The following is a 12,887-nucleotide window of genomic DNA, read 5'->3' as shown; positions in this document are numbered from 1 at the left end:
TGCGGGCTCCGGCCGGGGCGTGCGGTCGATCGCGTCAGTCGGTGACGCCCTCGGCCCGCGCCGCGGCCGCGACGGCCTCGGCGACGGCGGGCGCCACCCGCGGATCGAGAGGGCTCGGGACGATCTTGTCCACGGCCAACTCGTCACCGACGACCGAGAGGATGGCCTCGGCGGCGGCGAGCTTCATGCCCTCGGTGATGCGCCGGGCGCCCGCGTCGAGCGCGCCCTTGAACACACCGGGGAAGGCCAGCACGTTGTTGATCTGGTTCGGGAAGTCGCTGCGGCCGGTCGCGACGATCGCGGCGTGCTTGGCGGCGACCTCCGGGTGGATCTCCGGATCCGGGTTCGACAGCGCGAACACGATCGCGCCGTCGGCCATCCGAGCGACGATCTCCTCCGGCACCGTGCCGGCCGAGACGCCGATGAACACGTCCGCGCCGTCGAGGGCCTCGATCAGCCCGCCGTGCCGGCCGGCCGGGTTGGTCCGCGCGGCCAGGTCGACCTTGACCTCGTTCAGGTCGGTGCGCTCGGCCGAGACGATGCCCTTCGAGTCCAGCACGGTCACATCGGCCGCGCCGGCGGCGAGCAGGATGTTCGCGACGGCGACGCCGGCGGCACCGGCGCCGGAGATGACGATGCGCAGGCCGGCCAGCTCGCGGCCCTGCACCTTGGCGGCGCCCTTGAGCGCGGCGAGTGCCACGATGGCGGTGCCGTGCTGGTCGTCGTGCATGACCGGGCAGTCCAGCGCCTCGATGACGCGTCGTTCGATCTCGAAGCAGCGCGGGGCGGAGATGTCCTCGAGGTTGACCGCGCCGAAGCTCGGGCGCAGCCGGATCAGCGTCTCGACGATCTCGTCGGGATCCTTGGTGTCGAGCACCAGCGGGATCGAGTTCAGGCCCGCGAACTTCTTGAACAGGGCGGACTTGCCCTCCATCACCGGCAGCGACGCGCGCGGGCCGATGTCACCGAGGCCGAGCACCGCCGAACCGTCGGAGACGACCACCACGAGGCGGTTGGTCCAGGTGTAGCGGTCGGCGAGGGTCTCGTCGGCCGCGATCGCGCGGGAAACCTGCGCGACGCCGGGCGTGTAGGCGATCGACAGATCGCGCTGCGTCTCCAGGGGTGCGGTGAGCTCGACGGACAGCTTGCCGTCGATATGGCTGCTGAAGATTTCCTCGTCGGTCAATTCGACCTTCCGGGGGGTAGGTGCATCAGACACGATTGACACGATGACACTCCTGCTCGAGCCGGAACCACTCGGGTTCCGGTTACTGCGAAGTAGCTGCGCGACGGACATCCGGCGCAGCGCTTCGCCAAGGACATTTCGGTGAAGCTTCCGGGCGCGATCACGGTTACCGCTGTACAACGCTGTACGACTTCCGGAGCGTGATGGCGCCGAGGCGGGTGAGCCCTGGCGACGAGCCCTCTACAGGGTCTGCCATCTTCGTCCGGCTTCGGGGCGGTGGCACCGACGCCGGATTGAGGAAAAGTTTGCCACCTTCACAACCCAACAATCAAATCGGTATTTCTTGCGAATGTCTCACGTTTTTCCCCGCTCACCTGTGAGTTTGGACAGCAGAGCCGGAATGTCGACCCCGCGATCGGAGCCGTTCCGAGGCAAAAGCCCGAGATGCCGGCCGGTTACCTACCGGTAACGGACGGCGCGCGAAACGTCAGCCCCACCACTGGGTGAACATCAGGACCGCGCCCGTGAGATAGACCACACCGGCGCCCACGGCGGCGGCGAGCCCGCGCCGGCGGTCCGCGAACACCTGCGCGGCCGACGCGACGACCACCGCGACGACGTGCGCGGACAGCGACGCCGAGCCCGGTCCCGGGAAATCCCGCTTGTCGCCCAGGTACTGCGCCGCCCAGACCACCACCGTCAGGACGATCACCGCGCCGCACACCACGCCGGACAGCGCCCGCAGTCCCCGCACGACGAGCCCGTCCCGCCGCGGCGCCCCGCGACCCGGGCGGGACGGCGCCGCCGTGGGGGCGCCGTAGGGGTCGCGGCCGGAGTCGTCGGCGTAGTAGTCGTCGTACCCGTCGGCGCGGTCGTGACGTCGCGCAGGGCGGCCCCAGGTGGTCATCCCGCAAGCACCTCGATCCCGGTGGCACGGGCCGTCAGGGCCTCGAGCGCCTCGGGGTCCGTCGTGTACCGGCCGAGGGAGACTTTCTTGTTGCCGCCGTGGTAGTCGGACGACCCGGTCACGAACAGGTCGAGCTTCGCCGCCATGTCCCGCATGAGCCGCGCGTCGGCCGGATCGTGGTCCGGATGGTCCGCCTCGAGGCCCCCGAGGCCCAGCTCGGCGAGCTCCTCGATGTGGTCGAGCGCAAGCAGCCGCCCACGCGAGCGGGCACGGGCATGCGCCACGACGGTGACGCCGCCGGCCGCGGCGACCATGCGCACGGCGTCCGACAGCGGCGTGTCCGCCTTGGTGACGTAGTAGCGGCCCCGCGACGAGAGCAGGTCTGCGAAGGCGGCGTCGATGCTCGGGACGACACCCGCCTCCACCAGCGCACGCGCCAGGTGGGGTCGGCCGGCCACCGGGCCGGCGGCGGTGACGATCCGTTCGGGGTCGACGGGCAGCCCGTCGTCGGCCATCCGCTCGGCCATCGCCCGGATGCGGGCCACCCGCTCCGCCCGCAGGCGCTCCCGCTCGACCGCGAACGCCTCGTCCCGCGGGTCGAACAGGTACGCGAGCAGGTGCACCGCCACGGGCCGGCCGTCCTCGCCGCGCCCGGTGCACGACATCTCCATGCCGCGGATCAGCCGCAGTCCCCCGGGCAGGGCGTCGGCCGCAGCGTCCCAGCCGGCGGTGGTGTCGTGGTCGGTCAGGGCGACGACGTCGAGCCCGGCCTCGGCGGCGGCGCGGACGAGCCCCGCCGGGGTGTCGGTCCCGTCGGAGGCGAGCGAGTGGGCATGCAGGTCGATACGCACCCCACCAGTGTGTCAGGTGCCGTCGCGCAGCCCCGGCGGCCGGCCCGGGGCGGGTTAGCATGACGCTGTGACGGCCCGGACCGCCCGGTTCGGGCCGGAGCGTGCCGCGCGGAAGGGAACCGATGCCGAACCTGCCCTCGCACTCGTCGCGACGGACCGGCGCCGCGGCGCCCGCCCTGCGGATCCCCGCCGAGCGGGCCGTCGTGGACTGCGCCGTCTACGTCGACGGCATGCGACTGCCGGGCCGTTACGCCCACGGCGCGGCGCTCGCGGAGGTGCGCCGGCGCGGCGCCGGCTTCGTGTGGCTCGGCCTGCACGAGCCCGACGAACAGCAGATGACGAGCGTGGGCCGCACGTTCGGCCTGCACGAGCTGACGGTCGAGGACGCGGTGCACGCGCATCAGCGGCCCAAGCTCGAGCGCTACGACGACGTGACGTTCCTGGTGCTGCGGACCGTGAACTACGTCGAGCACGAGTCGGTGACCACGACGAAGGAGATCGTCGAGACCGGCGAGATCATGCTCTTCTGCGGCCGGGACTTCGTCGTGAGCGTCCGCCACGGCGACCACTCGGCGCTGGCGGACGTGCGGCACCGGCTCGAGGCGGCCCCGGAGCGGCTGGCGCTGGGGCCGTCGTCGGTGCTGCACGCCGTCGCCGACCACGTCGTGGACACGTACCTCGCCGTGGTCGACGCCGTGCAGCCGGACATCGACGACCTCGAGGAACTGGTGTTCACGCCCGACACCCGCATCGCGGTGGAACAGATCTATCTGCTCAAGCGGGAGATCGTGGAGTTGCGGCGGGCGGTGCTCCCCCTCGCGACGCCGCTGCGCCAGCTGACCCGCGGCGCGGGCAATCCGGTGCCCAAGGAGGTCCGGCGCTACTTCCGGGACGTGGCCGACCATCACACCAAGGTGGCCGAGCGCATCGCGGACTACGACGAGACGCTGAGCACTCTCGTCGATGCCGCGATCGCGAAGGTGACGGTGCAGCAGAACACCGACATGCGCCGGATCTCGGCATGGGTGGCGATCGCGGCCGTACCCACGATGATCGCCGGGATCTACGGGATGAACTTCGACAACATGCCCGAACTGCACTGGGAGCACGGATACTTCGTGGTCATCGGGGCCATCGTCGCGATCACCGTCGGCCTGTTCGTCACGTTCCGCCGCAACAAATGGCTCTGATCACCGCGGCCCGGGAGCGCCTCGCGCCGGTCTCCCCCGACGGGCGCACACCCGGCCCGGCGATGCTCGCGGCGGCACTCGTCCTGATCGCCCTGCAGCTGACGGTGCGCTCGCTGCTCGCCTTCCGCGGGGAGTTCTACTGGGACGACCTGATTCTGGTCGGACGCTCGGGCATGCACCCGCTGTTGTCGTTCGAACTCCTCGGCTACGACCACGACGGCCATCTCATGCCGGGTGGGTTCCTGGTGGCCGGCGTCGTCACGGCCCTCGCGCCGCTGCAGTGGTGGCCCGCAGCGGCGACGCTGGTGGCCGGCCAGGCGCTGGCGTCGCTGGCCGTGCTGCGCGTGCTGTGGTTGCTGCTGGGGCCGCGGCCGGCGCTGCTCGGCCCGCTGCTGTTCTACCTGTTCACCCCCCTGACGCTGCCGTCGTTCGCGTGGTGGGCGGCGGGGCTGAATTCGCTGCCGCTGCAGGCGGCCCTGGCGTGGGTGGCCGGCGACGCGATCCGGCTGGTGCGCACCGGCCGGATCCGCTACGCGCTGAGCGGGACGGCGGTCACCGTCGTCGCGCTGCTGTTCTTCGAGAAGTCGGTGCTGGTGCCGGCGGTGGCCTTCGCGACCGTCGCCCTGATGTACCGGCTGGACGGCCGCCGCCGGCCGGTGCGCACCGCGGCGGTACGCGGGGCGCCGCTGTGGCTGGGCTCGGCGCTCGCCCTCGCCGGGTGGGCGGCCGCCTACCTGTCCCTGGTGGAGTCCCGGTTCGGGGCGCCCACGGCCGACATGGTGCGCGGGCTGACGCACCACGGCGTCTCGTTCGGGGTGCTGCCGACCCTGCTGGGCGGGCCGTGGCGATGGGACCGCTGGAATCCGGGCCCGCCGTGGGCGGATCCGCCGGCCGGGCTGGTCGTGGCGGCCTGGGCGGCGGTGCTCGCCGTCCTGGTGTGGTCGCTGCGGCGGAACCGGCGCACGGGCTGGGTGTGGGCCGCGACGGCCGTCTACGTGGCAGCCTCGACGGCCGCGATGATCAGCACCCGCTTCGGTCCGGACACGACGTACGAACTGGCGCAGACCCTGCGCTACCACACCGACACGGCCGTCGTCGTCGCGATCGCCGCGGCGCTGATCCTGCACGCTCCGTCGCGCGGCGACGCGCCCCCCGCACAACCGGCACGGCGGCTCGTCGCGGCCGGGTGCGCGGTCACCTTCGCGGCGAGCAGCCTGTGGTCGACGGCGACGTTCGCCCGCACCTGGGCCGACAACCCCACCGGCGCGTACCTGGCCGCCGCGAAGTCCGCGCTCACCGCGCGGCCGGACATGCCGATCCTCGATCATCCCGTCTCGGTGTGGGTGCTCCTGCCGGTCACCCACCCCCACAATCTGCTCAGCCGCGTGTTCTCGCCGCTGCCGGGACGCGCCGAGATCGGCGCCGTCACCACCGAACTGCAGGTGCTCGACGACGGCGGACGGCTGGTGCCGGCGGGTCTCGTCCCGGTGCGGCACGTGCTGCCCGGGCCGGTGCCCGACTGCGGGCATCTGCTCACCGCGTCGACGACGACCGTGCTCCCCGCCGACACCGCGCTGGTGGGCGGGGAATGGACGGTGCAGCTGAACTACCGTGCCTCCGCGGACGGCGAGATCGAGGTGGGCTTCCCCGCAGCGCCACGGGTGCGGGTGCCGGTCACCGCGGGACTGGGCACGGTGTACGCGCGGGTCCCGGGCGCGGGCACCGGGCTGCAGGCCCGCTCCGCGTCGGCCGGGCTCGACGTCTGCCTCGCCGGTGGCCCGATCGGGGTCGTCGTGCCCCGCTGACGGCGCGATTCACATGCGGGCCGGGGCGCGGTTCGGGTCCCGCACGTCGATGCCGGCCTCTGACCACGCCTCGCGCAGCGCAGCGCCGCCGCGCAACCGCTTCCACGCGGCCTCGGTGCCGGTCAGCGGTATCACCTCGAAGAACCGCACCGGGTCGGCGGGCTCGGGCAGCACCAGGTCGGGGACGTCGCTCGGCTCGAGCATCACCGCGGTGAAGGTGGCGCCCTGCCACAGCGGCTCCCCCAGGTCGAGCAGGGCGTCGTCGGTGAGGACGACGCCCTCCACCGCGGGCAGGGCCGCGAGCGTCGCGAGCGTGCGGACCAGTCCCGGGAGACTGCCGCTGAGGCCGCGCACGCTGAGGATCAGCTCGGCGCGCGGCCCGCGGGTCGGGTCGGCGACCGTCGCGGTGGGGTCGCCCATCGGGTGCCGCGAACACCCCAGGGTCGCGAACCGCACCAGGTCCGGCTGTTCCACGCGGAAGCGCAGCACCTCGATGGGTTCGAGGCCGAGGAACGTCACGGACGCCGTCTCCGGCTCGCCGCCCCCGAGGCGGGCGCTGAGATGGGCACGGACGGCGGGCAGCACGGCGTCGATCACCCCTGCAATGTAGACCCGAGGCGGGTCCCGCGCCGCCGGTGCGGCCTGCGCCGATCCGGCCGACCGGGGCCCCGTCCGCCGGTACCGTCGTGTAATGGTGCGAGACACCGGCTTCCCCGGCGCCGACGCCGGCGACGACTTCTCCCGGCAGCGGCGGCGCGCCGAGTACGCGCGGCTGATCGCGTGGCTGCGCCGCGAACCCGAGGACGTCAACGCCGTGCTGCCGTTCGACGCCGTGGTGCGGGCCCTCGGCCGGGTCGGGGAACGGCGCCTGGGCCTGCAGAGCATCGACGTGGCCTCGATCGTCGGCAGCGTGGACCGCACCGAGGACTTCGACCGGCGGTTCCGGCCCACGTCGGCGCGGCTGCGCCAGCGGTGGGAGAAGCTGGCCACGGCCCGCCGCCGGGGCGAGGCGGTGCCGCCGATCACGGTGTACCGCATCGGGACGATGCATTTCGTGGTGGACGGGCACCACCGCGTCTCCATCGCCTACGCCCGCGGTGACGCGACCATCGACGCCTACGTGACCGAGATCGTCACCCGGATCTCGCCGGAGGGCGTGACCCAGCACTCGGACCTGATGCGCAAGGACCATTACCGGATGTTCCTCAGCCGGGTGCCGCTCACCGGCAGCCGGCGTGATGCGGTGACCGTCCGGGACCCGTGGGACTACGCGGAACTGGCCGAGTGCATCGAGGCGTGGGGCTTCCGGCTCATGCAGGAGCGCGGCGAGTTCCTCACCCGCGACGTGGTGGCGCAGCGGTGGTTCGACGAGGAGTTCGTACCGGTGGTCGACATGGTGCGGGCGGCGGGGATGCTGCGCACCCGCACCGACGCCGAGGCGTATCTGTGGCTGGCCGGCGAACGGTACCGGCTGGTGCGGCGGCACGTGTGGAACGAGGAGATCATCGAGCGGCTGCGGCGGCGGGCCCCGCGGTGAGCGCACGCCCACCGGTTTGATCCCGGGGCGCCGGAGGTATCCCCGGTCAGCCACCGAGGGCGCCCACCGAACGCCCGGGTGCCTCGGGCCGGTCGAGAAGCGTGCCGGCGCCGGTCCGCGCTGGGGTTGGGGACTCCATGCGCTCCGTACCCTGGTCGGGAGGACCGGGCCCACGACAGGAGGACACGCTTGACGGCGACCGTGCAGGACGCAGCCGACACGACCGGACCGCGTGACATCCGGGCCGAGCTACGGGCGGCCGCGCGCCGCGTGTTCGGCTGGGAGGAACTGCGTCCCGGCCAGCTCGACGCGATGGAACCGCTGGTGCGGGGCCGGGACGTGCTCGCGGTGATGGCCACCGGATCGGGCAAGTCGGCGATCTACCAGGTGCCGGCGTTGCTGATCGAGGGCACGACCCTGGTGATCTCCCCGCTCATCGCGCTGCAGAACGATCAGATCGCAGGTCTCGACGCCACCTCGGCGCCGGACGCGGTCGCGATCAATTCCCGGCAGCGGGCCTCGGCGACCGCGGCCGCGTGGGAGACGATCCGGGAGCGCACCGTGGAGTACGTCTTCCTGGCGCCGGAGCAGCTCGCCAACGACGAGGTGGTGGCCCGTCTCGCCGACGCGCACGTCTCCCTCGTGGTGGTCGACGAGGCGCACTGTGTGTCCGCGTGGGGCCACGACTTCCGGCCCGACTACCTGCGCCTGGCCGACGCGCTCGACCGGCTCGGCCGACCGCCGGTGGTGGCGCTCACGGCCACCGCGTCGCCGCCGGTGCGGCAGGAGATCGTCGAGGAGCTGCGCCTGCGCGACCCGGTGGTGATCGCCAGCGGATTCGATCGGCCCAACATCGATCTGGCCGTCGAGCGGTACACGACCGACGCCGAGAAACGCCGGGCGGTGATCGAGACGGTCGCCGGACTCGAGACGCCCGGGCTGCTGTACACCGCGACGCGCAAGGACGCCGAGTTCTATGCGGCCGAACTGGCCGAACGGGGACTGCGGGCGGCCGCGTACCACGCCGGCCTGGCGTCGGCCACGCGCGAGCGGGTACACCACGGGTTCCTCGACGGCGAGTACGAGGTGGTGGTGGCGACCTCCGCGTTCGGCATGGGCATCGACAAGCCCGACGTGCGGTTCGTCGCGCACGCCTCCGCGCCGGATTCCGTGGACAGCTACTACCAGCAGATCGGCCGGGCCGGGCGCGACGGGCTCGAGGCGAAGGCGCTGCTGTTCTACCGGCCCGAGGACCTCTCGCTCGCGAAGTTCTTCACGACCCACCGCCCGGACGAGGAACTGCTCGGCCGGGCGTTCACCGCGCTGCGGCGCGCGAAAGCCCCGACGCGACTGAAAGACCTACGCGCCGAACTGGATACCCGCGGCCGGACCCTGACCAACGCGGTCAACCTGCTCGAACGGGCCGGGGTGGTCTCCTCGGGACGCAAGGGGTTCACCGCACGCACCGTCGAGGTGGAGATCGCCGTCCGGCGCGCGGCGGAGGTGGCAGCGGTGGGCGAACGGATGGACCGCTCCCGCGTGGAGATGATGCGCGGCTACGCCGAAACCCGCGGCTGCCGAAGGCAGTTCCTGCTCGGGTACTTCGGCGAGTCGCTGCTCGAACCGTGCGGCCACTGCGACTGCTGCCGCGAGGGGATCCCCGAGAGCCGGCCCGAGCCGGCGAATCATGTTCGTCACGAATCGATTCCGCTACACACCCGGGTCGTGCACGCGCAGTGGGGCGCCGGCGAGGTGATGAGCGCGGAGACGGACCGGATCACCGTGCTGTTCGACGGATACGGCTACCGCACCCTCTCGCTCGAGGCGGTCGAGGAGCACGACCTGCTGCGCCCCGAGAACTCGGAGCCCGAGCCGGAGCCCGACATCGCCTGACGTCCCCCAGGCGGGCCGGGCGGATGCGCCCGGTGGATCCGCCCGGGACTTCGGAATCCGCCCACGCCGCAGCACGGGCGGATTCCGAACCGGCGCGTGGATCCTGCACGGCCCGTCCTGCCCGAGACGGCACAGGGGGCGACGGGCCGCGGCGCTCACCCGACGCTCTGCTGCGCCTTCGCGTAGGCGAACTGCAGGAAATCCGCGCCGGCCAGGGCCGCGAACAGCCCGGCGACGAGCCGCGTCGGGCGCGGCGCGAAGACCATCCCGATCGTGAAGAAGGTCGCCACCCACACGTCGAAGCAGAACGGGCAGGTGAGCAGCTCCCCGAGGCTGTGCCGCAGGGTGTTCGTTCCGCGCACCTCCTCCGTCACCTCGGCGGGACCGCCCCGTCCCGTGTACCGGGTGAAGGGCGCCCGCAGGGGGCTGGTCACCGCGTCCTTCGTGACCGTCCGCGACAGCTTGTGCGTGCCCAGGGCGAGCACGATCAGGTCCTCGCCGCTCAACCGGTCGGGCAGCCGCCGGCCGGTCACCAGCGCGCCGATCACGGCGACGGTGACGAGCGTGCTGTACCCGGCAAGGACCGTCGCGTACCCCCGCATCGGGAGGTCCTCACCCGCCGTGTATTCGCGGGCGTGCCTGCGGGCGGTCTCCGCGAGGTCGAGGGACGTGTCGGTCTGATTGCTCATCTGCTGCTCCTGCGGGTAGTTCGGTCCGCCCGCCGGATACCCCGTCCGCGGGCGGGCCACGCCTGCCGCCGCGCGCCTACTGTTCGACGAACCGCACCTCGTGCACTTCGGCGGTCGCAGCAGCGAATCTCGTCAGCCGCAGACCTTCCTTCTCGACCGCCGCGCGCCGGGTGGCTGTCAGTCGCTGCCAGGGGGTCACCTCGAGCACGGCCGAATTCCTCGTGACGATGAGGTTCGCGGCCCCGGCGACGGTCCCGTCGACGAGGAAGGTCGAGCGCACGATGCCGTTCTGCGTCATGATCCGGCGACGGTGCTCGTCGGGGACGATCCGGGTCCGGTCGGCGTGCGAGAGCAGCACGTTGTCGTAGGGCGCAAGGATCCGCACCGGCGCCGGCGTCGCCGGTTCGGGTCGCGGGGCGTCGGGTAGGTCGAACACCTCGACACCGTTCTCGTCACGGAACACCTCGAGCGACGGACGCAACCGCTCGAAGACCTCACCGAGCCGTGTCAGCCCCGACCAGGTCTGCGCGTCGCGCACGCTCGCCGGCCCGAACGCGGCGAGGTATCGCCGGAGGACGACGGCCGGGTCCGCCCGTGCCGGGCCGCGACCGATCCACTCGTCGAGCGGCGTGAGTCTCGGCTGCCCGGAGCGCCCCCACAGCCCCCGCGGCGGCACCTGCACCAGCGGAAGCAGATTCCGCAGCCCGTAGGCAAGCGCGGCCGGGTCGCGGCCGGGGAACCGCTCGGCGAGCAGCGGGCGCAGTTCCTGCAGGCTGCGCGGGCCGTCGCGGAGCAGGTCGCGGCCCACGGCGGCGAGCTCGCGCAGATCCAGCCCCGCCAGACCGGCCGCATACTGGGTGTTGGTGGTCAGGTCCCGGTCCAGCAGCGGCTGGATCCAGTCCCGCAGGGCCACCGCGTCGGCCGCCGAGACGGCGAACACCGTGCCGCGCATGAGCACGATGCGCACCACGTCGCGTGATTCGAGGAGGTCGGCCAGGGCCGTCGGCCGGAACCGCCGCAACCGCGCCCACAGCGCGAAGTAGGGCGGGCTCGGCGCCTGGGCCTGCAAGCCCAGCAGATGCTCGACCAGCTCGATCGCGGGCAGGTCGCCGCGCCGCAGCAGGTGCTGCCGGGCGAGGGTGGCGCGGCCGAGCGCGCGGGCGGTGAGGGTGCGCGGCGTCACGGGGACACCCTGCCACGGCGGTCCGACGGCGGCCCGGGTTTCGCATGTGCCTGGACGGCGAGACCGAGCGTCCGGTAGATGTTTAGTTGAATTTAGTTTCATGTTGCAGCGTCGAGGAGAGCCGATGTCCGATCCGAGAGGTGCGCGGCTGCTGGTTCCCGTGCTGTGCTTCATCATCACCACGATCGCCGTGATGCAGACGTCCGTGGTGCCGATCGTCGGCACCATCCGCGACCAGCTGGGCGTGAGCACGACCGCCGCCGGCTGGGTGCTGACCGCGAACCTGCTCGCCGCCGCCGTCACCACGCCGCTGCTGGGCCGGCTGGCCGACCTGCGCGGCAAACGCCCGGTTCTGCTCACTGTCCTCGCCGTAGTGCTCGTCGGCTCGCTGCTGTGCGCCGCCACGGACTCGTTCGCGCTTCTGCTTCTCGGCCGGGTACTGCAGGGCGTGTCGTTCGCGTTGTTCCCCGTCGGCATCGCCGTGCTGCGCGCCGAACTGCCGCCGCAGCGGCTGATCGGCGCGATGGGCCTGTTCTCGGGCACGCTCGGCGTGGGTGGTGCGATCGGCATGGTGCTCACCGGCCTGATGGTCTCGGGCGGCGACTACCGCCGGGTGTTCTGGCTGGTGGCGGCGTTCAACGTCGTCGCGTTGCTGAGCGCCTTCCTCGTCGTGCCGAAGCGGCGGCGGGCCGAGGGAGGCCGGATCGACTGGCTCGGCGCGGCGCTGCTCGCCGTCGGCCTGGCGCTGGTGCTGCTCGCCCTGTCCGAGGGCGGAACGTGGGGGTGGGCGGCGCCGCCCACCGTCGCGAGCGCCGCCCTCGGCCTGGCCGTGCTCACCGGGTGGTTCCTCTTCGAACGGCACGTCGACGAGCCGCTCGTGCCGCCGCGGATGCTCACCCACCGGCCGGTGTTCGTGGTGCACGGCGCCGCGTTCCTCGTCGGCATGGCCATGTTCGTCAGCTTCCTCGCCACCGCATACTTCGTGCAGACCCCGCCCGCCGTCGCCGGATACGGGTTCGGCGCCACCGTGCTCGAGGCGACCGCGGTGTACATGCTCCCGGGCGCGCTCGTCGGTGTGGTCGCCGCGGCACTGGCGGGCCGGCTCATCCACCGGTTCGACGCCCGCTGGGTGCTGATCGGAGCGTGCGTTCTCGGGATCGCCGGCTTCGCCCTGGTGGCGGTCGTGCACGACCGGAGCTGGCAGCTGATCGTCTCCGGCATCCTCGTCACCACCTTCGTCAGTCTCGCCTATGCGGCGCTGCCGGCGCTCCTCGTCGCCGAGGTGCGCCCCGATCAGACCGGGGTCGCGAACAGCATCAATTCCATCGCCCGCACGGCGGGCAGCTCGCTCAGCAGCGCGGTGGTGACGACATTGCTGGCCACGCTGACCGTCGCCGGCACCGGCGGCGTCGTCCGCGAGAGCGCGTTCGTCGCGGCGTTCGCGCTGGGCGCCGCGGCCGCGGCCGCCGCCGCGGTGCTCGTTCTCGTCGGCGGGCAACCGGCGACGCGTCCGCTCAGCGACCGCGAGGAGGACGAGGTGGAGGCGACGGCCCTCGCTGCCGAATGGGGATCGGTGTCCGGTCTCGCCGCCACGCCCGTCGTCGCGGACGATCAGGCCGAGGCCGCCGCGGCGCGTCGGGGCTGAT

The 12,887-nt window shown here is 72.6% G+C and carries 11 protein-coding genes; 5 read left to right on the top strand and 6 right to left on the bottom strand.

Going from position 1 to position 12,887, the window contains the following annotated elements:
• Nucleotides 1–34: 34 nt before the first annotated feature.
• The 3 genes from HFP48_RS09270 to HFP48_RS09260 form a co-directional block, all read right to left on the bottom strand.
• Complete coding sequence (locus HFP48_RS09270; protein WP_029542499.1) at nt 35–1,228, bottom strand: NADP-dependent malic enzyme; 1,194 nt, start codon at nt 1,226–1,228, stop codon at nt 35–37.
• Between the two features lie 445 nt (nt 1,229–1,673).
• Nucleotides 1,674–2,093 carry a hypothetical protein gene (locus HFP48_RS09265; protein WP_168579379.1) on the bottom strand — a complete coding sequence of 140 codons (420 nt, stop codon included), beginning with the start codon at nt 2,091–2,093 and terminating at the stop codon, nt 1,674–1,676.
• Entirely contained in the window at nt 2,090–2,944 is an 855-nt protein-coding gene (locus HFP48_RS09260) for a PHP domain-containing protein (RefSeq protein ID WP_006938750.1), read from the bottom strand. Before HFP48_RS09260 ends, HFP48_RS09265 begins: the two co-directional genes overlap by 4 nt.
• Nucleotides 2,945–3,066: 122 nt before the next feature.
• Between HFP48_RS09260 and corA the strand changes: the two genes are divergently transcribed.
• Nucleotides 3,067–4,134, top strand: a complete 1,068-nt coding sequence (gene corA / locus HFP48_RS09255) for a magnesium/cobalt transporter CorA (protein WP_029542492.1) — start codon at nt 3,067–3,069, stop codon at nt 4,132–4,134.
• Entirely contained in the window at nt 4,125–5,939 is a 1,815-nt protein-coding gene (locus tag HFP48_RS09250) for a hypothetical protein (protein WP_168579378.1), read from the top strand. Before corA ends, HFP48_RS09250 begins: the two co-directional genes overlap by 10 nt.
• A 9-nt stretch (nt 5,940–5,948) precedes the next feature.
• Here the strand turns inward: HFP48_RS09250 and HFP48_RS09245 are convergent, their stop codons facing one another.
• Nucleotides 5,949–6,536 (bottom strand): suppressor of fused domain protein, encoded by a 588-nt coding sequence (locus tag HFP48_RS09245; RefSeq protein ID WP_006938753.1) that lies wholly within the window; start codon nt 6,534–6,536, stop codon nt 5,949–5,951.
• A 94-nt stretch (nt 6,537–6,630) separates the two neighbouring features.
• On the opposite strand from HFP48_RS09245, the gene HFP48_RS09240 reads away from it, so the two are divergent.
• Together HFP48_RS09240 and HFP48_RS09235 are read left to right on the top strand one after the other, a co-directional pair.
• Entirely contained in the window at nt 6,631–7,476 is an 846-nt protein-coding gene (locus HFP48_RS09240) for a ParB N-terminal domain-containing protein (protein ID WP_006938754.1), read from the top strand.
• A 189-nt stretch (nt 7,477–7,665) separates the two neighbouring features.
• The gene (locus HFP48_RS09235; RefSeq protein WP_168579377.1) at nt 7,666–9,369 is read left to right on the top strand and encodes a RecQ family ATP-dependent DNA helicase; all 1,704 of its coding nucleotides are present in this window, start codon (nt 7,666–7,668) and stop codon (nt 9,367–9,369) included.
• Between the two features lie 155 nt (nt 9,370–9,524).
• Here the strand turns inward: HFP48_RS09235 and HFP48_RS09230 are convergent, their stop codons facing one another.
• Both HFP48_RS09230 and HFP48_RS09225 read right to left on the bottom strand, forming a co-directional pair.
• Complete coding sequence (locus HFP48_RS09230; RefSeq protein WP_006938758.1) at nt 9,525–10,058, bottom strand: DUF1360 domain-containing protein; 534 nt, start codon at nt 10,056–10,058, stop codon at nt 9,525–9,527.
• Nucleotides 10,059–10,134: 76 nt separating this feature from the next.
• Nucleotides 10,135–11,241 carry a winged helix DNA-binding domain-containing protein gene (locus HFP48_RS09225; RefSeq protein ID WP_029542486.1) on the bottom strand — a complete coding sequence of 369 codons (1,107 nt, stop codon included), beginning with the start codon at nt 11,239–11,241 and terminating at the stop codon, nt 10,135–10,137.
• Nucleotides 11,242–11,365: 124 nt separating this feature from the next.
• Here HFP48_RS09225 and HFP48_RS09220 point away from each other — a divergent pair, with 124 nt between their 5' ends.
• Nucleotides 11,366–12,886 carry an MFS transporter gene (locus HFP48_RS09220; protein WP_102799362.1) on the top strand — a complete coding sequence of 507 codons (1,521 nt, stop codon included), beginning with the start codon at nt 11,366–11,368 and terminating at the stop codon, nt 12,884–12,886.
• Nucleotide 12,887 lies beyond the last annotated feature (1 nt).

Source organism: Rhodococcus sp. DMU1 (genome assembly GCF_012272955.1).
GTDB lineage: Bacteria > Actinomycetota > Actinomycetes > Mycobacteriales > Mycobacteriaceae > Rhodococcus > Rhodococcus aetherivorans.
Note: the sequence above shows the minus strand (reverse complement) of the source record. Positions and strands in the feature narration are given on the sequence as shown.

Bases quoted from the DNA above. Each gene is read 5' to 3' on its own strand.
- HFP48_RS09265 (WP_168579379.1), bottom strand. From the start codon at position 2,093: ATGACCACCTGGGGCCGCCCTGCGCGACGTCACGACCGCGCCGACGGG.
- corA (WP_029542492.1), top strand. From the start codon at position 3,067: ATGCCGAACCTGCCCTCGCACTCGTCGCGACGGACCGGCGCCGCGGCG.
- HFP48_RS09250 (WP_168579378.1), top strand. From the start codon at position 4,125: ATGGCTCTGATCACCGCGGCCCGGGAGCGCCTCGCGCCGGTCTCCCCC.
- HFP48_RS09240 (WP_006938754.1), top strand. From the start codon at position 6,631: ATGGTGCGAGACACCGGCTTCCCCGGCGCCGACGCCGGCGACGACTTC.
- HFP48_RS09230 (WP_006938758.1), bottom strand. From the start codon at position 10,058: ATGAGCAATCAGACCGACACGTCCCTCGACCTCGCGGAGACCGCCCGC.
- HFP48_RS09220 (WP_102799362.1), top strand. From the start codon at position 11,366: ATGTCCGATCCGAGAGGTGCGCGGCTGCTGGTTCCCGTGCTGTGCTTC.